Origin of the sequence: Shewanella spartinae, assembly GCF_019457555.1 — a bacterium.
Classification (GTDB): Bacteria; Pseudomonadota; Gammaproteobacteria; order Enterobacterales; family Shewanellaceae; genus Shewanella; species Shewanella loihica.
Genome location: NZ_CP080418.1, coordinates 2,192,036 through 2,213,540, shown reverse-complemented (window position 1 = coordinate 2,213,540; position 21,505 = coordinate 2,192,036). Strand labels below are relative to the sequence as shown.

Genomic DNA, 21,505 nt, shown 5'->3' with positions numbered 1-21,505 from the left:
GCTCCTCCGTGGAAAAACGAGATTTTCTATCACAATTCACAACTTTGACTTAAATATTCTATTTTTACCCGACTAAAATTAACCCAGTGAAAGCCGTCACATTGTGCTCACAATGTTATTTTATTACATTAACAGGCGGTTTTGCGGCGCCGATCACGGTTAGCGCCCCGCCAAAAGTGTAATTTTCCTTCATAAAGAGAATTTAGCCAAAACCAATTTTCGCTAAATTTTTTTCCAAGGATCTTATTATGACTGTTAGCAACCAACAGGAACTCGACCAACTGGTCGAACGGGTCGCCAAGGCCCAGGCACAATTTGCCAACTTTAGTCAGGAGCAGGTCGATAAAATCTTCCGCGCCGCCGCCCTGGCCGCGGCCGATGCCCGTATATCCCTGGCTAAGATGGCGGCCAACGAGACCGGTATGGGTGTACTGGAAGATAAGGTGATCAAGAACCACTTCGCCTCCGAATACATCTACAACAAGTATAAGGATGACAAGACCTGTGGCATCCTAGAGGAAGACCCAACCTTCGGCACCATCACCATCGCCGAGCCCGTTGGCCTCATCTGCGGCATAGTGCCAACCACTAACCCAACGTCTACCGCTATCTTCAAGGCGCTGATCAGCCTCAAGACCCGTAACGGCATCATCTTCTCGCCGCACCCAAGAGCCAAGGTTTCAACCACTACCGCCGCCCGCCTGGTGCTCGAAGCGGCGGTCGAAGCCGGCGCGCCGAAAGATATTATCGGCTGGATCGATGAGCCCAGCGTGGCACTGTCTAACCAACTGATGACCCATGACAAGATCAACCTGATCCTGGCCACAGGGGGCCCAGGGATGGTGAAGGCCGCCTACTCTTCAGGCAAGCCAGCAATCGGTGTCGGCGCGGGTAACACGCCTATCGTTATCGACGAGACCGCCGACATCAAACGCGCGGTTAGTTCTATCCTGATGTCAAAGACCTTCGATAACGGCGTGGTGTGTGCGTCAGAGCAGGCCGTGGTCGTGGTCGATACCGTCTATGATGCGGTCAAAGAGCGTTTCGCCAGCCATGGCGGCTACATGCTCTCAAGCAAAGAAGCCAAGGCGATGCAGAAGGTGATCCTTAAAAATGGTGCACTCAACGCCGACATCGTAGGCCAAAGCGCGGCAACCATAGCGGCAATGGCCAACATCAAGGTGCCCGCCAGCACTAAGGTGCTGATTGGTCAGGCAACCGAGATCAGCGAAAGCGAGGCCTTCGCCCACGAGAAGCTCTCTCCGCTACTGGCCATGTACCGCGCCAGCGATTTCGACGACGCGCTCAACAAGGCCGAAGCCTTAGTGACACTGGGCGGCATAGGCCATACATCGGGTCTCTATACCGACCAAGATACTCAGACAGAGCGGGTAAGAACTTTCGGTTTTAGAATGAAAACCGCGCGTATTCTGATCAACACCCCGGCCTCACAAGGCGGTATCGGCGATCTTTACAACTTCAAGTTGGCGCCATCACTCACCCTGGGCTGTGGCTCATGGGGCGGTAACTCAATCTCAGAAAACGTAGGTCCTAGCCACCTGATCAACAAGAAAACTGTCGCTAAGCGAGCCGAAAATATGTTGTGGCATAAACTCCCCTCCTCTATCTATTTCCGCCGCGGCAGCTTACCTATCGCCCTCGAAGAGTTAAGCGATAAGAGACGCGCGCTGATCGTTACCGACAAGTATCTGTTTAATAACGGCTACTGTGACGAGACCATCAAGATCTTAAAGTCTCAGGGCCTGGAAACCGAAGTCTTCTACGAAGTAGAGGCCGATCCAACCCTGGCGATTGTTAACCAAGGTGCCAGCGTGGCTAAGAGCTTCCAACCCGATGTGATCATCGCCCTCGGCGGTGGCTCACCTATGGATGCGGCCAAGATCATCTGGGTGATGTATGAACACCCTGAAGTCGACTTTGCCGATCTGGCGCTTCGCTTCATGGATATTCGTAAGCGTATCTACAAGTTCCCTAAACTGGGCAAGAAGGCCAAGATGGTGGCGATTCCTACTACCTCAGGCACAGGTTCAGAGGTCACACCATTTGCCGTAGTCACCGACGAGCAAACCGGCATGAAATACCCAATTGCCGACTATGAGCTGACGCCCAACATGGCGATTGTTGACCCTAACCTGGTGATGGACATGCCAAAGTCGCTCACCGCCTTCGGGGGTATCGACGCCATCACCCACGCGCTGGAAGCCTATGTCAGCGTGATGGCCAACGAGTACAGCGACGGTCAGGCACTGCAGGCGCTGGATCTGTTAGTTAAGTACCTACCAGACTCATACGCACTGGGCGCTCAGGCACCAGTGGCCCGTGAGAAGGTACATAACGGCGCAACCATTGCCGGCATCGCCTTCGCCAACGCCTTCCTGGGGATCTGTCACTCTATGGCGCACAAGCTGGGCGCCGAGTTCCACCTGGCACACGGTTTGGCAAACGCCCTGCTGATCAGCAACGTGATCCGCTTTAATGCGACCGATCTACCGACTAAGCAGGCCGCATTCAGCCAGTACGATCGACCCAAGGCCCTTTGTCGTTACGCAAAGATTGCCGAACATCTCAAATTAAAAGGCGCGACAGGCGAAGGCATTAGCGATGAAGAAAAAGTGGAAGCGTTGCTCGAAAAAATCGATGAACTCAAGAAGACGATTGGCATTCCGGCTTCGATCCAAGAAGCAGGCGTCAACGAAGCCGACTTCTTCGCTAAACTCGACGAGCTTGCCGAAGATGCCTTCGACGATCAATGTACCGGGGCAAACCCAAGATACCCATTGATTGCAGAGCTCAAGGCGATCCTCACCGCCAGCTTCTACGGTAAGAAGTATCAAGACGCCGTCTAATCGCTTGAGGGACTCACGCGAGCGCTAGTATCGCGAATTACATCTCTCACTCATCATTAAAAAGGTGCTCTTAGAGCACCTTTTTTGTGCCTCTCATTCAGCGCCAACCGTTCCTCATAACGACTCTATCCAATTGTTTTAAATCAGTAATTAATAGTGAAAAAGCTTTTTACCTTGACCACAAAAATTATTAGTTAGCAAGACTGTCAGCTTAGGGCTATAAGGCACCACCCCTTGTTAGGATCCTAAGCCATTGACAGCACATTTAGACTTAACGTCTGATTCAATATCAGATTCAGAACTCAAAGATATCCTGTTTGCCGACATCTGCGATCGGCTAGCTACCCACGGCTATGTTGTGCTGCACAACGTCTTGGCTCAGCCTATGTTGCAACAACTGCTGGATGGCATCACGGGACTTGCCGAGGAAGACTTTAAGGCCGCCGCCATAGGTCGTCAGCAAGACCAACAGGTCGTCGAGTCGATTCGCCGGGACAAGATCTGCTGGTTAAACGAGTCGGTAGAGTTCGCCAAAGCCTATTTCGATTGGTCTGAAGAGCTTCGCCTCGCCGTCAACCGCTATCTCTATCTGGGCCTGTTCGATCAAGAAGCCATGCTGGCCTATTATGCGCCCGGTGCCTTCTATAAACGCCACCTAGATGCCTTTAGGGGCCAGACCAACCGCAAGCTCACCAGCATCCTCTACCTCAACCCAGACTGGCAACCCAGCCACGGCGGTGAACTACTGATGTACGAAGGCGACGAAACAACCTCATTCCAAGTTGTCGAGCCAAGGTTCGGTACCATGGTGATCTTCTTAAGCGAACTCTTCCCCCACGAGGTCTCCCTGTCGCACCACGACAGATACAGCCTCACCTCTTGGTATCGCATCAACGACGGCTTGCCAGGGCACTAAGCGTCGCAGCATCGAAAGCAAGTCCCCAGAATTCCCTTAAGATGTAATCCAGATGCATTTGCGAGCTCATCGATATCTGAGCTCGCGATGAATCACACAGCAAGCTACCGACCAGCGCTCTTGCTTAGTAAATCTCCCACGCTCCCCCAATTCAACCTATTGGCAACCAGCCAAAGACGGTGCTAAGTTATTGTAAAATAAATTATCTCCTTTAAAGTTTGCTAGCAAAGCTGGCCAGGTGCGCCGAGTAAGGTGCGCGTTCTTAAGAGGTGGTAACCGATAGGAAATGCCAGATGAAAAGGACTCTTTGTTTACTCACTCTGAGAGTAATGCCTGTCGCTAAAAGTGCCTGTTGCTTGAGATGACTGTCGCTTGAAATGATTTTCGCTTGAGAAGTCGCTAACCGCATAGAAGATGACAAGTCATAATTGACGCCGACACTGATATTCAAACTCAATACTCCCATAGCATTGCACTCTTTCCCTTAAGGAGTAATGCCACAGAAGGAAACGCCCATGAGCGCCATTAAGGACATTAGAATCAACAAATTCGAATTGAAATTAGCTGATACGGATGACCCTGTTGCCGAAAAGACCAGCTGGGATCCGCTGAAATCTGGCGGCGCAAACTTTAAAACACAAGATATGGTCGAGACCCAAGGCCGAATTGTTATTAAGCACTCTGTCACGGCTATTATTTTATATTCGATGTTTTTGCTACCTGGTTTAGGGATATTTTTCATCGTCAGTCCCACCCTGTTTCTCGAAGGTGAATCAGGTGGTGGCAGCGCCATGGCGTTACTTGGCGCCCTATTCATCGGGGATAGTCTCATGATGCTGTCCGGCAAGAAGCACATGACCTTCGATAAAGCCTTAGGCACCTATTTTTGCGGCAAAAGCTACGATGGCGCGAAAAGAGATGATGCCAGTCGCCAGGGAAGACTCAGCGACATCTACGCGTTGCAGCTCATCAGTGAGTCTATACGTTCTAACAATCGATCGTACCGCAGCTATGAGCTTAATCTGGTTTTTCGCGATGGTGAGCGAGCCAATGTGATGGATCACGGCAGCGAGTTAGAAATCGAAGCCAGCGCTAAACAGTTGGCCGCATATCTCGACCGACCACTTTGGAAAGCGACATAGATTTTTCAGGCCTCATCACAGGTTGCCACTAAGGGAGATAACACGCTTAATTTGATAGAGCCTTACTGAGAAATGACGAGCCGAAATTGATCGTCAATTTGATCTTTGCAAAGCGTTATTAAGGGTTTCCATATCGGGCATCTCTTCAAATTGTGCTCCGCTGTCACCGATAATGTCCCAATGGGCTTTAGACTCAACAAACAGATGCGCGACGACACGGCTATCTTTCGCATCATCGAGTAAACCGGCTGGGATCCAATACTGCTTTTTATTACTCATCAGGTGAGGGACTGTACTGCCACACTTGCTACAGAAATCGGAACGATAACCGGTTTCAGTGATGTATGAATTAACAAGGGACTCACCTTTAATCCATGTAAATTGCGCTTTATTAAGAAATGTGGCGGTATCTGACGAGGAAGCAGACAACTTTCGACATAAAGAACAATGACACTGATAGAAATGAGGAAGAGGTCCGCTTATATAAAATTCGACACCTCCACACAGACATTTACCTTTCATCTTGACTGACTCTCCTGACACTAGGTGTACTATTAAAAGAAATCTGCAGGCCCACTGTTATGATTCTTCGAATGGAACGCGCAAAAGCGATTCGACTCCCAGAGGATGCATATATCAGCATCATACGCGTCAGCCTTTGAAAATAGGATGTTCACTGGCTATTGGTTGCCGTGGGGCTAAGTCTATTAAATACCCATTACAAATGCGTTTGACAAAATATCATAAAATGAATCAACGAGATAAATCTTTAGCAAGATGAGGAAACACCACAAGGAGAAAGATGGAAGTGAGAATAAGCAACCAAGCACCTGATCTCGAAGAGTTCATGACTTTGCGAACTGCAGTTGGCTGGACGACCCCCAAGCCTGGACTGGTTCAACAAAGCCTGAATAACTCGATTTTTCACGTTTGCGCCCATATCGATTCGAAGCTTGTGGGTTACGGCCGTATTGTGGGCGACGGCGCTATGTATTTTTATCTGCAAGACATAGTGATCTCACCCGAGTATCAAAACCAAGGTGTAGGCAGATCAATTATGAAGGAGATAGAGAGTTTTCTTGCAGACAACGCCCTGCCCGGCGCCACCATTGGGCTGTTGGCCGCCTGCGGTAAGGAAGCATTTTATTCTCGATTTGGCTACAGCCCCAGAACCGGGGAACCTCTCGGACTAGGTATGTGCAAATTTGTCGAATGAGGGCGCGATGTAGGCAAACGATTGCTCACCCTGCCCGTTTATCATTAAAAGCGCATGTGAACTAGACAACAGTAAGCCCTATCAGCTCACACAAAAAAGCCAGAACTCAGTTCTGGCTTTTTATTTTCTATGATCGGGTGACTAAATTATCACCCGCATCTTACGAGTCTTAAACTCGGCTTATTTCTTGGTCCAGCGGTCCATCCAGCCCAGCACGTTGGCGTACCATTGCTCCAGGTTGTCTGGGTTAAGGATCCAGTGGTTTTCATCTGGGTAGACAAGCAGCTCAGATGGGATCCCTTTGCGCTGCATGAAGCTAAACGCCGCTAGGCCCTGTCCGTAAGGCACACGGAAGTCTTTCTCACCATGGATAACCAGCATAGGCGTCTGCCAGTTATCGACATAGTTAACCGGGTTAAACTTCTCGAACAGTTCCTTGTTGTCCTGGTAGGTGCCACCGAACTCATACTCAGGGAACCACAGCTCTTCGGTCACATAGTACATAGAGCGCATGTCGAACAGACCCGCGTGGTTAACCAGACACTTGAAGCCGTCGTTCCAGTTACCTTGGATCCAGTTCATCATGTAGCCACCGTATGAGCCACCCAGGGCGCAGGCGCGATCGCCATCTAGCCACTTCTGCTGAGCGGTAACCGCAGCCAGACCCTTCTGCAGATCTTCTAGCGGCTTGCCGCCCCAATCCTTAGAGATAGAGTCGGTGAAGGCCTGACCATAACCGGTAGAACCGTGGAAATCGATCATCACCACACCGTAACCGGCACCTGCCCAAAGTTGAGCGTTCCAGCGGCTGCTGAATGAGTTACCGAATGAGCCTTGTGGGCCACCGTGTACCAGGAAGGCAACGGGATACTTCTTACCTTGCTTGTAGTTAGCAGGCTTGATCCAGTAACCATAGACCTCTTCGTTGTTCCAGCCCTTGAAGCTGAACTGTTCAAACTCGCCAAACTTGATCTTGGCCAGGTTGTCTTTGTTCACCTCGGTCAGGCGATTTACATTCTGACCGTCGAGAGACATGGTATAGAGATCGCCCGGCTCAACCAGACTCTTGTGGTTGAAGACGATCTTATCGCCGGTCACACCCAAGATGCTGTTGCTGCCGTCGTTGTGTAGCGTCTTCACGTCACCAAATTGAGTGTTAACCTCGAAGATGCTCACCTGGCCCAGATCCTGCGCCGTCACGTAAAGTGTGCGGTTATCTGCGCCGAAGGTCAGCGAGCTTGGGCTGCGATCCCACAGCGGCGCCACTTCTTTCTCTTGGCCAGTCACAGTGTCACGCAGCATGACGCGGTAACGATCCGCCTCGAAGCCAGGCTTGCTCATGGCAAGATACGCCAGGTAACGGCCATCGGCCGAGAAGGTTGGCTGGGCGTCCCACGCCTTGTTGCTGTCGGTCAGGTTTTTCGCCTCACCGCCCAGCACTGAGACCTGCCACAGGTCGTAGTTGGTTTCCCAAGCCTGTGACTTGCTCGGCGCCTTGGCGCTGTAGACCACATACTTACCGTCTGGGGTAAAGGTCACCTCTTCCATGCCAGAAAATGGCAGTGGTGGGGTTTCGGTGTCCAGGCCTTTAGTCACATCCACGACAGTGTCGATCATCTTGCCGTCTAGTTTTGCCACAAACAGGTGGCTGCGGCTGTGGTCGCCCCAGGTATCCCAGTGGCGCACCATCAGCTGCTTGTATTCGCGGCCGGTAGATTTACGCTCGGCTTCTTGCTCTCGCTTGTCGGCGGTGCACTTCAAGGTGTCACACTCAGGGTAGACACGCATGTTCATCACGACCTGAGCGCCATCTTGAGACAGCTTAAAGCCTTCAACGTCCAGCGGCAGATTAGAGATCTTAACCGCTTCGCCGCCATCGAGTGCCAGCTCATACAGTTGTGAGCTGCCATCGCGCGCCGCCAGGAAGTAGATCTTCTTATCGTCTGCGCTAAAGGCAACGCTATGCTCAGTGCCTTTGGCCGAGGTCAGGCGTTTTACCTTGCCATCGGTCAGCGACTGAAGATAAAGGTCAGATTGCGCATCACCCTTATCATCAAATTTTTTAACTGCATACACGATTTTAGTGCCGTCATTAGACAGTGCACTGGAATGCAGCTTATTCATTTTAACGAGATGTTGTACCTTGAAAGGCTCTGGTGCTGCGGCGTGAGCGCCAGACACCAGACCGGCTGTCGCCAAGGCAAGTATGATTGCAGTTTTTTTCATTGTTATAGTCATCTTTATGGTTGAACGGCAAGGCGACAATGCTTAATGCTAAGAAAAGGCGCCTAAAGCCAAAAAGTGTCGCCAAAATACGCAACAGACACTAAACAAAAATGGGGGGTTAAGCAAGTCGTCTGACTCACCTAAAACCCACCCACTTCTTCTTGCTTTACTCTGGATTAGGCAAGTTTGACACGCCAGGTGGCAGGGCCAGTTTCGTGAGCATTGACCCCTTCGCTGTCTACGGCAACGGTCACCGGCATATCGGTCACGTCGAACTCGTAGATGGCTTCCATACCTAGGTCTTCGAAGGCCACTACGCGTGACTTCTTGATCGCCTTAGACACCAGATAGGCGGCGCCGCCGACGGCCATCAGGTAAACCGCCTTGTGCTTCTTAATAGACTCGACAGTGGCCGGGCCACGCTCAGCCTTACCTATCATGCCCATCAGACCTGTCTTATCCAGCATCAGGTCGGTGAACTTATCCATACGGGTCGCCGTCGTTGGACCCGCAGGGCCAACCACTTCGTCACCCACAGGATCGACCGGGCCAACGTAGTAGATAAACTTACCGGTGAAATCAACGCCTTCTGGCAGACCTTCACCGCTCTCGATAAGGGTTTGAATGCGCTTGTGCGCCGCGTCACGACCGGTCAACATCTTACCGTTTAGCAGCAGCACGTCACCACTCTTCCACTGCTCGATGTCAGCTTGGGTAACAGTATTAAGATCCACGCGGCGTACGCCCTCGCCCGCTTCGCGGGTGATCTCTGGCCAATCTTCCAGCTTAGGCGTCTCCAGCTCGGCTGGGCCTGAACCATCTAGGTGGAAGTGCACGTGGCGGGTCGCGGCGCAGTTAGGGATCATCACCACAGGCTTAGAGGCCGCGTGGGTTGGCGCCGATTTGATCTTGATATCTAGCACGGTAGTCAGACCGCCAAGGCCCTGGGCACCTATGCCTAGCTTGTTAGCGCGCTCGAAGATATCTAGACGCAGCTTCTCTTCGGCGGTTTCGGCGCCCTTGGCTTGCAGCTCATGGATGTCGACAGGATCCATCAGGGCTTCCTTGGCCATCACGGCCGCCTTCTCGGCGGTGCCACCGATACCTATGCCCAGCATGCCTGGAGGACACCAGCCGGCGCCCATAGTTGGTAGTGTCTTCTCGACCCACTCGGCGATATCGTCCGATGGGTTAAGCATCACCATCTTAGACTTGTTTTCCGATCCACCGCCCTTAGCGGCGATGGCGACCTCAACATGGTTACCTGGCACCATCTCGACGTGTACCACAGATGGCGTGTTGTCTTTAGTGTTCTTACGGCCACCGGCAGGATCGGCAACGATAGAGGCGCGCAGCGGGTTATCTGGGTTTGTGTAGGCGCGTCTTACCCCTTCATCCACCATCTGCTGCACCGTCATGTCTGTCTTGTCCCACTTGACGCCCATACCGATCTTAACGAAACAGGTCACGATACCTGTATCTTGACACAGCGGGCGCTTGCCTTCGGCGGACATACGAGAGTTGATCAAGATCTGCGCGATAGCATCTTTTGCCGCCGCACTCTCTTCACGCTCATAGGCCTCGGCCATGGCATCAACGAAATCTTTAGGGTGGTAATAGGAGATATATTGTAGTGCGTCGGCGACACTCTCGATGAGGTCCGCTTGCTTGATGATGGGCTGTTCTATAGTCACAGACATTTCCTTACTCACGTTTTGGTTATTCACCGCCCTTTTGCAGGGTCGCGTATTTTTTTTGAATCCGTTCACAATATGATACTCTTTCGCGACTTTTAGGGGAACATCACATTTTAGATAAGGGTTATCGATGGATTTTTCGTCGACTCAAGGCGTTGCAGTGCAAAAGTTAGACTGGCAACTCTCCACCATTGAGGTATTTGACTGCTTCGCTCACCTGCCCTGGGCCATACTGCTGGACTCTGCCGGCGCCGACCACATTGACGCCCAGTACGACATCATCAGCTTCAATCCTCTGGCCACCATCACCAGCCAGGATGGCGTGACCCAAACCAAGCATCTGCGTCCAACTGCGGCGACCGCTACTGGGAAAAACAACCCTAAAAACAGTGATGATACTAGCCAGGACGATCCATTTTCGATATTGCAAGCGGCAGTAGCCGACTACTTCCCAATACAGCATGCCTGTGAGCTGCCCTTCAGCGGCGGCGCACTGGGCACCTTTAGTTATGATCTGGGCAGACGCATCGAGAAGCTCCCCGCCACCGCGGCCAAGGATATCGCGCTTCCCGAGATGAATGTCGGCCTCTATGACTGGGCGCTGCTGTTTTGCTACCAGAGTCAGACATGGTCTCTGGTGCACTATCGAGGTGAAACGGCGCTTAAAGAACGTCTAGCAGACTTAGAGGCGAGACTAGATTCGCGGTCAAGCAAAGCAGCCAATGGTGAGAAGTTTGCCCTGAGCCGCGACTGGCAGCCACAGATCACTAAGGATGAATACAGAGACAAGTTTGATCGGGTGCAGGATTATCTACACAGCGGCGATTGCTATCAGATCAACCTGACACAGCGCTTCGAGGCCGAGTTTCGTGGAGATGAGTGGCAGGCCTACCTGAAACTCAGAGCTAGCAACAAGGCGCCCTTCTCTGCCTTTATCCGTCTCGAACAACACGCCATTCTTTCCATCTCGCCGGAGCGCTTCATCAAGCTTAAGGGCGATGCCATAGAGACCAAGCCGATCAAGGGCACCATGGCGCGATCCATTGATGCAGCAGCCGATAAGGCCGCCGCCCAAGCCCTGGCGGCATCGGAGAAAGATCGCGCCGAAAACCTGATGATCGTGGATCTGCTGCGAAACGATATCGGCAAGGTGGCAAGCCCCGGCAGCGTGCGGGTGCCCCATCTGTTTGCCATCGAGAGCTTCCCGGCGGTGCACCATCTGGTGAGCACAGTGACTGCCAAGCTGGCTACCCCCAACAGCCCCTGCGATCTATTAAGAGCCGCTTTTCCCGGTGGCTCCATTACGGGCGCTCCTAAGATCCGCGCCATGGAGATCATCGAAGAGCTGGAGCCATCGCGCCGCAGCCTCTACTGTGGCTCCATCGGCTATATCAGCCAAGACAGGCAGATGGACACCAGCATCACCATACGTACCTTGGTGGCCGAGCCACCACGTCTCTACTGCTGGGCGGGTGGCGGCATAGTGGCCGACTCACAGGTCGATGCCGAATATCAGGAGAGTTATGATAAGGTGAGTAAGATCCTCCCCATACTGAGTCACTGACAAGTAATTAGGCAAATATGACACTGGACGAGTTTAAACGGCGCTACGCTCTGCACCAACTGCCCACAGACACAGGGCCGCAGATCCATCGCACATTGCGACAGGCCGCCGTGCTCGTTCCCCTGATGGAAGCTAGTGGCGAGCTGGAACTACTGCTCACTCGCAGGCCCACTCACCTCAGGGCCCATCCGGGGCAGATAAGCTTTCCCGGCGGCAAGGTTGAAGAGAGTGACGCCAGTTACGCCGACACCGCCCTGCGTGAGGCGTTTGAGGAGATCGCCCTACCGCGAGACAATGTCGAGGTGCTGGGCCAATACCCCATGTTCAACACCTTCACCGGCTTTGCCATCGCGCCCATCATAGGTGTGGTAAGAGAAGCTTTTGAGCCTGTGCTCGATCCCGGCGAGGTGGATGAGCTGTTCAGCGTGCCCCTAAGTTTCCTGTTAAATCCTGCCAATCGCATTCAGAAGCAGTTTTCCCGCCGCGGCGTGAATTACCCCGTCTACTTCATTCCCTACGGCGACTATTTTATCTGGGGCGCCACTGCCGCCATGATAGACAGACTCTGCCGCCAGATAGGCAATGAACAACCGCTCTAAACCCGATCGTTACAAAAATGGCTAAGCCCACTCCAAATAAGAGCTAAGCCCCAGCTAGCCCACGCTACGAAAGCCTCTTGGCGTACTTGCGCCAGCAAATAGTGAATACAGCGAAAATAAATGTGCTGAAGCCCTAGACGAAGAACTAGACAAAAAACTTAAGATAAAGACCTGCCGCAGTAGAGGTTAACAAGAGCAGTGGAATATTAAACCAGTAGCCCATGCGGCTGTGGTGGGCCACATAGAAATTAAAGGCCAGGTTGATCAAACTGATGGCGGCGCAGCTCCAGATCACATACTCCAGCCTCAGGGTAATGGTGGGATCCCAGGTAAGGCGCACGCTGGCCCCTTTACTGAGAAAGTAGCCCACGGCGCGATCCGGTCTGGCCTCACCAAATAGCAGTAATGCGTACACGGCCAAGGACCAACCTAAGATCGACAAGGTGCCTAAAAAAATCTGGAAAATTTTGACTTTTTTCATTTAGCCCACTGAATTAACTGGCCATATTTTAAGCATAACAAGCTTTCCAGCCTAACACCATTCACGGATAAACAGCAGATTAAGGCCGCTTTTTCACGGCGCTTACGCCTGCCTTGGCTGAAATGCCCATTTTATTTGCCTTTAGGCCAATCTATCTGCTGTTTTTCCCTTGAGAAAAGCCACCAGCAAGGTAATATAAACCTCCAAAATTTTTAATAAAACGTTTCGTTGGAGAACTAAGCAACAATGAGCATTGCATCTGTCGCTTCTGTATTTAAGGGTGATTTTGCGGTTGGTTCGCAAGTTACCGTACGCGGTTGGGTAAGAACTCGCCGAGATTCCAAGGCCGGCATCTCTTTTCTTGCCGTATATGATGGTTCCTGTTTTGATCCCATTCAGGGCGTTGTGCCAAATAGCTTAGACAATTATAACGACGAAATCTTACGCCTCACGGCCGGTTGCTCAGTCGTGATGACGGGTGAACTGGTAGAGAGCCCAGGTAAAGGCCAGGCGTTTGAGATGCAGGTGACTAAGGTTGAGGTTACGGGTTGGGTTGAAGATCCTGATACCTATCCTATGGCGGCCAAGCGTCACTCTATCGAGCATCTGCGCGAACTGGCTCACCTGCGTCCACGCACCAACATCATTGGCGCCGTGGCCCGTGTGCGTAACTGTCTGTCTCACGCGATCCACAACTTCTACAACGAAGAAGGTTTCATCTGGGTATCTACCCCGCTGATCACCGCTTCTGACTGTGAAGGTGCCGGTGAGATGTTCCGCGTCTCGACTCTGGATCTGGAAAACCTGCCACGCACCGACGATGGCAAGGTCGATTTCAGCGAAGACTTCTTCGGTAAGGAATCTTTCCTGACGGTATCGGGTCAGCTGAACGGCGAGACCTATGCCTGTGCGCTGTCTAAGATCTATACCTTCGGCCCAACCTTCCGCGCCGAAAACTCAAACACCAGCCGTCACCTGGCAGAATTCTGGATGGTTGAGCCGGAAGTGGCCTTCGCCGATCTGAACGATGTTGCCGGTCTGGCAGAGCGCATGCTGAAGTACTGTTTCCGCGCCGTGCTTAACGAGCGCCGTGACGATCTCGAATTCTTCGCCCAACGTGTCGACAAGACAGTCATCGAACGTCTAGAAAGCTTCGTTAACAGCGATTTCGCCCAAGTTGACTACACAGACGCCATCGAGATCCTAAAATCTTGCGGCAAGAAGTTCGAGTTCGATGTCGAGTGGGGTATCGATCTGCAATCTGAGCATGAGCGCTACCTGGCAGAAGAGCACTTCAAGGCACCTGTGGTCGTGAAGAACTATCCAAAAGATATCAAAGCCTTCTACATGCGTCTTAACGAAGATGGCAAGACGGTTGCGGCCATGGACGTACTGGCTCCTGGCATCGGTGAGATCATCGGTGGTGCCCAGCGTGAAGAGCGTCTGGACGTGCTAGATACCCGTCTGGACGAGATGGGTCTAAGCAAGGAAGATTACTGGTGGTATCGTGACCTGCGCCGCTACGGCACAGTGCCACACTCAGGCTTCGGTCTGGGCTTCGAGCGTCTGGTCTCTTACGTGACCGGCGTATCGAACATCCGCGACGTGATCCCATTCCCACGCGCGCCTAAGTCTGCAAACTTCTAAAGCCGGCTAAGTTCTTAGCAAGTTCTGCAAAAAAACGCCCTACGGGGCGTTTTTTATGGGCGCAGGTTTCAGATAGCAATTTCTATGGACTAACGCCGTGGGCAAAGGCTAGCCGCTTGCCTCGCTGTGCCTTTTGTCCCAGAGGAGCGAAGCGACGAGTTAGTGAGCCGCATTGTTAGGCAGTTGCATGATCACTTAAATTTGTAAGTCGTGATACAATCAACCTCCGCAGTAAGCGCTCGGTTTAACTCCCCCATAGGGTTTGTTCTCGCGTAGATAAAATAACTACTCGCCTTTTTATTCGACACATATAAATTGAACAAATGATTATAACCAGCAGAACTTCCGCTCCCAGATATGACGAAGCCGTCACTGCGGTAGAGTTGATTGCTCAGCTCTACTTCAGCCTCTTGGAACAAAGGTGGGAAGAGTACTGATTTTCCATCCTTCTCGGACTCAAACGACACTTCATTTCCATCATTGAGAATACACTTTACAGCTAATGTCTTCTCGGCGGGCTTTGTCCACGCAGCGAAAGCACTTGACTCTAGTATTGCCAAAACTAGAGTGAGAGATAGAACTACTTTTGACATACTTACGGTCCTGTTTTAGGGACGGATCTTTACTTTAAACTTCCATCGGCTTCAGAGACGCCTAACGCCTCAATAACCGGAGCTGATTCGCTGCCTCCGGCGCCGAAGGCGCGAAGTTAAGCGACTTGTTAGTTGCTTACCGACAATAACAACCTGTGGTAGAACCACAACCGCTACAAACAATAGAAGAGCCGTTTGATTGCTTATCAGCTTCTTTACTTTCCTGGAGCATACCCTGCTACCGTTTAACCAAATTTTGGAGGTAAACAATTTCTCTATCTTTTTCTTCTATGATTGGCTTGTACTTATTCTCGTAATTAGACGCCATGCTTGCTATTGCGTTTTGCTTCTCCTTCCACGCCTGTTGCTCACTTATTTTGGCGTTGATAAATCTTCTCCAGATAAAGCTGGCTAATCCAATTTCCAATGCTTGGTCCGCTGCCAATTCATATTATTTATGATTTTATTTCTGTCTTGAACTCTTCATCTTTAGTAGAAAACTTACAACAATCACCAGTTGTAGTTGGCAGGCCACATTTTCTGCATCTGTTCATTTTAAGCCCATATGGTTCGATACCTTATGCAACTAACATTTTACTAGTACGAAAGCGCCTCAACTTGGAAAAACACGCATGCATATTTAATAAACCTATTATTGATGACTTACTAAACTAAAGTCATTGATTTATTAACACTCTAGCACAATCCTGCCGGATAAACGAGCACCAGAAAAGTCAAAGCGAGCATGACTATTGACTCGCTCCCGCGACTTAAATACCTAAACGTTGATCGTGAAAAACTAGTCATGAAAAGTTAGTCATGACAAGCTCATCATAAAAGACTAGCCACGGATGATATGGTGCACGGCCCCCTGACTGGCAAGGAAGGTCTCTGCCTCCTCCCCCTGTAACATGCCCAGAGTCGCCAGCATACCAGCGACCACGCACTGAGGGGCAAACACACTCACCGATAGCGGCGCGCCTTTGATGGGGTACCCAGTGCTGGGGTCTATGATGTGGCCATAGCGTTTACCTTGGTGCAGTAGATAACGCCGGGAGTGTCCGCTGGTGGCTAGCGCGCCAGATTTAAGCGTCACCACACGTGCCGGGGTATCTAGCTTGCGGGGATCTTCAATGCCTATCTGCCAGGGCTGCTCGCAACCTGGGGAGGCAATCATATCGCCGCCGAGGTTCACTAAGAGATCATATTCTGGCAGCTCATGACGCAGAACCTCTATGGCTTTGTCGGCGGCATACTCCTTGGCGATCCCGCCGAGATCGATCCCCATGCCATCGGGTAGAAAGAAGCGCAGATCCTCGATAATCAGCCGCTCGAAGCCGACACATATAAGCGCCGCCTCTATCTGGCTGTTACTCGGCGGAGTTGCACTCTCCCCAATGCCGAATGGCCAGAGGGCCAATACGGGCTCTGCGGTCACATCAAAACAGCCTTGGCTTAATCGGTAACAATGCTCGGCAAACTTGAGTAGCCCCTGGGTTTCATCGTCGATCGCTTGCCAGTCTCCGGCGCCGCGATTGATCTGAGTTAATACGCTGTTCTCGCTAAAACGGTTGTACTTAGCCTCGATGCGCTTAACCTCGGCCATGGCGCGCTCAAAGGCCTGAGTTATTCGCTCTTGGCCAGTCCTGTCAGCTTGAACCTTGTCACCTTGAGCCTTGTTACCTTGCGCCTTGCTACCTGCTTGCTTAGGACGCGCCAAGAACTCACAGCGACTGGCCATGGCCATGAACTCGCCTTTGAGACCCTTAAGGTTTTTGTGTCCATATTGGCTATCGGCGAAAGCATGTTCGCTTTCAACTGAGGCAAACGCCTGTTGATCGCCCAGATCAACGAGCGGCGACAGGTTTAGACCTTCACCTGTTGAGATCAAAATCGCATTCCAAATTGAAGCACTATGGCATCGAGGCGCGGGAACTGATTGAAACTGGCGAGCTCACCCGGCAACTCGACACCCGGGTTTTGCGAGCGCTGCTGATAGTAGGCCAGGCGCAAACTGGCCAGCATCCCCTGCTCTAACTTCTGGCCATATTTGACGCCTATCGTATAGGTCTGCATCTGACCCAGACGATGATCCGCCGAGGCGAACTCGGGCAAGGGCTGACCCTCGGTGAGATAGAGGTGATAAAACTCTGCCGCATCCTGCAAATAAACTCTAAACTGCCATTGCCAATAGGCGGCGCCGCTGAGGTTGTAACGATAACGGGCATCAAAGGTATGGGCCTGCAGCGACCAGTCATCATTACTGTAGCGATAGGAAAAGGTCAGCGTGCCGCTCTCTAAGGCGCCCTTGGTCATGAGATAAAGGTTATGTTTCAGCCGCTCGTCGGGGCGCTGCTCATAGTGGTAACCAAGCGCCTGCCCTCTACTATCGACCCGGCTAACCACCTTGTAGGCGTCATTAAGGTAGCCATTCACACTGGAGAGGCCATAACTTAGCTGAGCCTGCCAGCGACGATTCAGGGTTTGGGTGATGCCCACATTGAGATCTAAGGTGCGCTTGAGTGCGCTGTCATAGAAACGGGTGGCATCGAATGCCTGCCTAAACTCGGCCTCGCTGGCAAAGTCATTACGAAACACCATCTCGCTCATCCCCACGGGCCGCCCGCCCACAGGATTGACGATATCAAAATAGTAGGCCGCGCCGGCAAACACCTGGGTATTGCTCTGATTGAAGGAGTGCTCGAGCCCTGCATTGACACCAAGTGAGGTGTAATCATATTCGCGCGAGAGGTACCCACCGAGACTGGCCTGCCACTTGGCAGAGAAGAGATGCTGCCAGTTGGCGCTCAGCTGCAAGCGGGTGTCTTTGAAGGTGTCATCCAGCGGCAGTTCTCCGGCTCTCGCCTGATAGACACCGGTACCCGAAGGCCGGGTAAAGCTTTGAGGGTTTGCCTGGATCACGGCGCCATTAGCCGAGGCACCAGTTAGGGCGTCCAGTGCTATCTTGCCGCGAATAATATTGGCGTCATCCAGTGCCTGACGATAGTTGATGATCCCTTCTGCCGCCGTGACCCTGTCCTGCTCCTGATAGTAGACCAGGGCCGCATCTATGGTCGCGCCGGCGAGCGGATCGCTCGCATGTTCCTCTTGCTCAGCGGTATTATCGCGCGTCTCGGCGGCTTGTTCGCCTGCAAGCGCATTGTCACTGGTCAGTGCCGCGCCGACACCGAGAAACAGGCTGCTGGCCATCAGCAGAGATGCCATCACAGACTCGCCTTCTAGCGAGGCACTTTTTAGCGATCCACTTTTTAGCAAAGCGCTTTCTAATGTACCGAGTTGATTTGGTGTCGGCCTGTCATTCATGTCGCTCAAGCGATCTTCCTTTTCCCTGTTATCTCTTAAAACAACCTAGTTACAACCGCAGCCACCGCCGGCAAGAGTGCGGCCACCGCTGGCGCCCTCCTTACTAAAATAGATGTGATCTTCTATCGCCATATCCATCTCATCGGCCTCTAGCTGCATATCCTCCCGGGCAAACTGCCCTCGCTCCCAGGGCTTTACGCCCAGATTGGCGCAGCCAGACAGCAAGGCTATCAATATGAGCAGCAGCGTTAAATCAGTTCGCATCGGCAGACCTCTTCTTCAACAAAGATTGGATCTCCTGCTCGACGGCAACTTGCTTGGACTTGAAGAAGCCCAGATGCTCGCTAACCAGATTTCCCTCGGCATCAAACAGATAACTGCTGGGCATCCCCTGCAGATTAAAGTGACCGGCCACCTCCCCCTTGGGATCGTAGAGGATATCGAAACTGGTGTTGAAGTCGGCCAGAAATGGCCCGGCCATCTCACTCTCTTCATCGAGATTGATCGCCACGATCGCCAGCCCCTTATCGCCATAGCGTTGATGCATCAGCTCCATCCAGGGAAAGGAGTCACGACAGGGTGCGCACCAGGAGGCCCAGAAATCCACGTAGACCACCTTGCCCTTATAGGCCTCAAGTGACACCAGCTCGCCGCTTTGTGTCTTGGCGCTCAAATCCAAGCGCGGCGCAGCGTGACTCGGCAGCACCATAGACAAGCTAACGAGCATTGCCATCGACAGCCAAAGAAGCCTGACTATCATGGGGGATCTCGTTCTCCCCTCTACCGACGGCAGAACGCCTTGCATCTTCTGTTCTCGTGACATCATTGTCCCTTCACAGCTGGTTAACCACTTTCTTTTATAGCTTTCTTTAAAGCTTGTACCAGGCGAACTTTACTAACAAAAGTTTCCTATCTTATTAACGAGGTTAGCAAAAAATCATGGTATTAGGACAGCGAAAGATATAGTTATACCACTTCGCAAGAAAGAGTATGCGTTGTGAAAACGCCTGAGCGAACACCCTTTTTTAGTCAAGGCTGCTCAATGTTAGTCGAGCCAAGAGAGATAGCAGACGCTGGCCTTAACGCCGCTTCGGTTAAACCAGTCCAGCCAGATTGTCTGATTATCTCTTAGGGCATCTCCCGGGCCCTTCACCTCGATAAGCTCGGCTGTGACTCTGTTATGCGCTAAGCTCGTTGCCCCGTCATCGGTTGCTAGACGTTCGGTTGCAAGATATTCGGCAGTTAGATGAAAACAGATAAGATCGGGAAAGCCAGCGCGGTAATAACGCAGATCGAACAGCATCTGTCGAAATAGTTTCGCAAGAAAGGCGCCGCTGAATGCCTGTAGTGCCAGTTGCAGGAGAAGCGGAATCTCAACGTTTTCTCGACTATTCGTAAGATGGAGCTTGAGCAGATTAAGCCCTAGCAGATCTAGGCTTAGCTCCTCAAACAGGGGCCAGTGTACCCAGTCGTTGGTGATGCCGCGTTTTTGATAAAAATGCTCCATGATCATCTGGGTGTCACCCGAGGCTAATGCAGTGAGTCTCGACGCTATCGCTTGTTTGCGCCTTGGGTAGAACTCACTCTGATACATGTCGCTCGGCCTGCTCTGATAGGGATTAGCGAAGGCGCCGCCAACATCGGCGAAGATGATGTCCCAGAAGGCCAGGCCAAACAGGCTACAGAAGAGGCGATTTTCTACCTCGACACAAAGCCGCAGCGGCTCACCCTGCATAGTGCTCAAGTGCCTGGCGGCGCATTGCTCGACGCGCTCGGCGTTTAACTCTTCGCCTTCAAGGCTCTTATCATTCGCTGTGCGCTGACACTCAAGATTAAAGGTATCAAACTCCCCTTGCCAAGGCTTTGGCGCCGCGCGTCCTAGGCTGCGATGCAGGCTTTTCTGCAAACGCCTGGCGACCAGACGCTCACTCTCCTCCAAAGGTTCCGCTAGCATCAGCTCTACTAATTCTAACGCCTCATCATCACGGCCAAGCTTATTCAGGCAGCGAGCCCGGCGCTCCCGGCTCGGCGGTCTCTCTGTGTTTCCATACAGGGCTAAGGCGCGCTCAAAGTGGCCTAAGCGCTCCAATTGGCGCGCCGCCATTAGCCAGAGCCCCTGGGTCATGCGGTTCAGCTTTTCATTCCCAGCCTCTTTGGCGAAATCAGGCAGCTCGGTGAGTCTTTGACAAAATGAATCAAATTTTTCGATACCAATGTCACTGGGCTTGCCGCTCAGACCACCCTCTTCAAACTCTTGGTATAGACAAGACAACGTATACAAGCCTTCTATCTCGACTCGCGTATTGAAGCTGCGACTGGCGATGCTGGTCGAGTAGGCTTCAAAATTATGAATACCAAGATCGGCCAAGATAAACTGACTCAAGGACTGACTCATGCGCTCGAAATAGAGTAATTCGAAGCGGCGATAGACAGCCTGAGGGCTAAGGCAGAACCAATGCTGTTTTGGTGCCAAACGCCCTAGCAGATGCGGTAACAAGCCTGTCTCTTGAGCATACCCAACAAGCTCACTCTTCTTTAACCGCTTGATATCCGCCCGTGTTTGATAGGCGTGGAGGCTCGCTATCTCAGACAACGCCCCTTCCCGCGCCGATGCCTCATTTGTCTCAATCAAGGCTTGGCTTGTCTCCACCAAGGCTTGTCTTGTCTCAACTAAGGCCTGGATCAGCTCCGTCTTAGTGCTCTTGTGCAGCAGCCAGGTCGTATCTGGCTGTTCATAGCAGATAAGACTGTGCTCACAAAGCTCGGAGATGGCCCCAGGGATCCCTTCGATCTCACTGTAATTGAGCTGAGCCTCACAGAACCAGGGGCCCTTGCGGGAGATAAGCCTAACCAGCAGACACTGGGCATCAGGGGTCAAGGCTGAGAAAGTATCGATGAAGCCAAGCTCAACCTCATCGAGGAGATCGCCATAGCGGCGAGCGACGCCCTCAAGCATTATCTGAAAATTGCTGAGGTAGTAATAGGTCGGCAGCACCTTAGCCGGCCGTGACGCTTCTCCACTTATCCGCACTGGGTTTTTAACCCCTACTGGCTTTTCGTTCTCTCGCTGCGTCATTGAGGTTCAGGTCTCTATATCGTGTTCGCGCGGTCTTGGTCGCTCTGTCTTGAACGCTCGCCTTGGTCGCTCGTTTTGGTCAATTCATCATCCCCTAAGCAGCGATTATACTCTTAGTGGTGATTCCTTTTATAACAGCCTCTACAAGCCAATTTAC

At 52.0% G+C, this 21,505-nt stretch carries 16 protein-coding genes; 7 read left to right on the top strand and 9 right to left on the bottom strand.

Annotated elements, in window-relative coordinates; translation table 11 throughout:
* Nucleotides 1-248 precede the first annotated feature (248 nt).
* From adhE to K0I31_RS09855, 3 genes are all read left to right on the top strand, one after another.
* Nucleotides 249-2,867, top strand: a complete 2,619-nt coding sequence (adhE, locus tag K0I31_RS09865) for a bifunctional acetaldehyde-CoA/alcohol dehydrogenase (RefSeq protein WP_220080688.1) — start codon at nt 249-251, stop codon at nt 2,865-2,867.
* Between the two features lie 253 nt (nt 2,868-3,120).
* On the top strand, nt 3,121-3,783 hold the full coding sequence (locus K0I31_RS09860; RefSeq protein ID WP_220080687.1) for a 2OG-Fe(II) oxygenase: 663 nt from the start codon (nt 3,121-3,123) through the stop codon (nt 3,781-3,783).
* Between the two features lie 515 nt (nt 3,784-4,298).
* On the top strand, nt 4,299-4,925 hold the full coding sequence (locus K0I31_RS09855; protein WP_220080686.1) for a hypothetical protein: 627 nt from the start codon (nt 4,299-4,301) through the stop codon (nt 4,923-4,925).
* 93 nt (nt 4,926-5,018) lie between these two features.
* Here the strand turns inward: K0I31_RS09855 and K0I31_RS09850 are convergent, their stop codons facing one another.
* Nucleotides 5,019-5,447, bottom strand: a complete 429-nt coding sequence (locus tag K0I31_RS09850; protein WP_220080685.1) for a GFA family protein — start codon at nt 5,445-5,447, stop codon at nt 5,019-5,021.
* A 280-nt stretch (nt 5,448-5,727) separates the two neighbouring features.
* Here K0I31_RS09850 and K0I31_RS09845 point away from each other — a divergent pair, with 280 nt between their 5' ends.
* Nucleotides 5,728-6,141, top strand: coding sequence for a GNAT family N-acetyltransferase (locus K0I31_RS09845; RefSeq protein WP_220080684.1), 414 nt, complete (start codon nt 5,728-5,730; stop codon nt 6,139-6,141).
* 180 nt (nt 6,142-6,321) lie between these two features.
* On the opposite strand, the gene K0I31_RS09840 is transcribed toward K0I31_RS09845, so the two are convergent.
* Together K0I31_RS09840 and K0I31_RS09835 are read right to left on the bottom strand one after the other, a co-directional pair.
* Nucleotides 6,322-8,367: a dipeptidyl-peptidase 5 gene (locus K0I31_RS09840; RefSeq protein ID WP_220080683.1), complete on the bottom strand. Its 2,046-nt coding sequence runs from the start codon at nt 8,365-8,367 to the stop codon at nt 6,322-6,324.
* A gap of 176 nt (nt 8,368-8,543) precedes the next feature.
* Nucleotides 8,544-10,067, bottom strand: a complete 1,524-nt coding sequence (locus K0I31_RS09835; protein WP_011865702.1) for a fumarate hydratase — start codon at nt 10,065-10,067, stop codon at nt 8,544-8,546.
* 127 nt (nt 10,068-10,194) lie between these two features.
* Between K0I31_RS09835 and pabB the strand changes: the two genes are divergently transcribed.
* Entirely contained in the window at nt 10,195-11,628 is a 1,434-nt protein-coding gene (gene pabB, locus K0I31_RS09830) for an aminodeoxychorismate synthase component I (RefSeq protein WP_220080682.1), read from the top strand.
* A gap of 17 nt (nt 11,629-11,645) precedes the next feature.
* Entirely contained in the window at nt 11,646-12,227 is a 582-nt protein-coding gene (locus K0I31_RS09825) for a CoA pyrophosphatase (protein ID WP_220080681.1), read from the top strand.
* 145 nt (nt 12,228-12,372) lie between these two features.
* Here K0I31_RS09825 and K0I31_RS09820 read toward each other — a convergent pair whose 3' ends face one another.
* Nucleotides 12,373-12,708 (bottom strand): hypothetical protein, encoded by a 336-nt coding sequence (locus tag K0I31_RS09820; RefSeq protein ID WP_011865699.1) that lies wholly within the window; start codon nt 12,706-12,708, stop codon nt 12,373-12,375.
* A gap of 246 nt (nt 12,709-12,954) precedes the next feature.
* Here K0I31_RS09820 and asnS point away from each other — a divergent pair, with 246 nt between their 5' ends.
* Nucleotides 12,955-14,355 carry an asparagine--tRNA ligase gene (gene asnS, locus K0I31_RS09815; RefSeq protein ID WP_011865698.1) on the top strand — a complete coding sequence of 467 codons (1,401 nt, stop codon included), beginning with the start codon at nt 12,955-12,957 and terminating at the stop codon, nt 14,353-14,355.
* A 1,434-nt stretch (nt 14,356-15,789) separates the two neighbouring features.
* Here the strand turns inward: asnS and K0I31_RS09810 are convergent.
* From K0I31_RS09810 to K0I31_RS09790, 5 genes are all read right to left on the bottom strand, one after another.
* Nucleotides 15,790-16,839 carry an FAD:protein FMN transferase gene (locus K0I31_RS09810; RefSeq protein WP_220080680.1) on the bottom strand — a complete coding sequence of 350 codons (1,050 nt, stop codon included), beginning with the start codon at nt 16,837-16,839 and terminating at the stop codon, nt 15,790-15,792.
* Nucleotides 16,836-18,173, bottom strand: a complete 1,338-nt coding sequence (locus K0I31_RS09805; protein ID WP_258406642.1) for a DUF3570 domain-containing protein — start codon at nt 18,171-18,173, stop codon at nt 16,836-16,838. The genes K0I31_RS09810 and K0I31_RS09805 overlap by 4 nt, the downstream gene beginning before the upstream one ends.
* Before the next feature lie 144 nt (nt 18,174-18,317).
* Entirely contained in the window at nt 18,318-18,536 is a 219-nt protein-coding gene (locus tag K0I31_RS09800; protein WP_220080679.1) for a DUF4266 domain-containing protein, read from the bottom strand.
* Nucleotides 18,526-19,098, bottom strand: coding sequence for a TlpA disulfide reductase family protein (locus tag K0I31_RS09795; protein ID WP_258406617.1), 573 nt, complete (start codon nt 19,096-19,098; stop codon nt 18,526-18,528). The genes K0I31_RS09800 and K0I31_RS09795 overlap by 11 nt, the downstream gene beginning before the upstream one ends.
* 219 nt (nt 19,099-19,317) lie before the next feature.
* Nucleotides 19,318-21,303 (bottom strand): VRR-NUC domain-containing protein, encoded by a 1,986-nt coding sequence (locus tag K0I31_RS09790; protein WP_220080678.1) that lies wholly within the window; start codon nt 21,301-21,303, stop codon nt 19,318-19,320.
* Between the last annotated feature and the right edge of the window lie 202 nt (nt 21,304-21,505).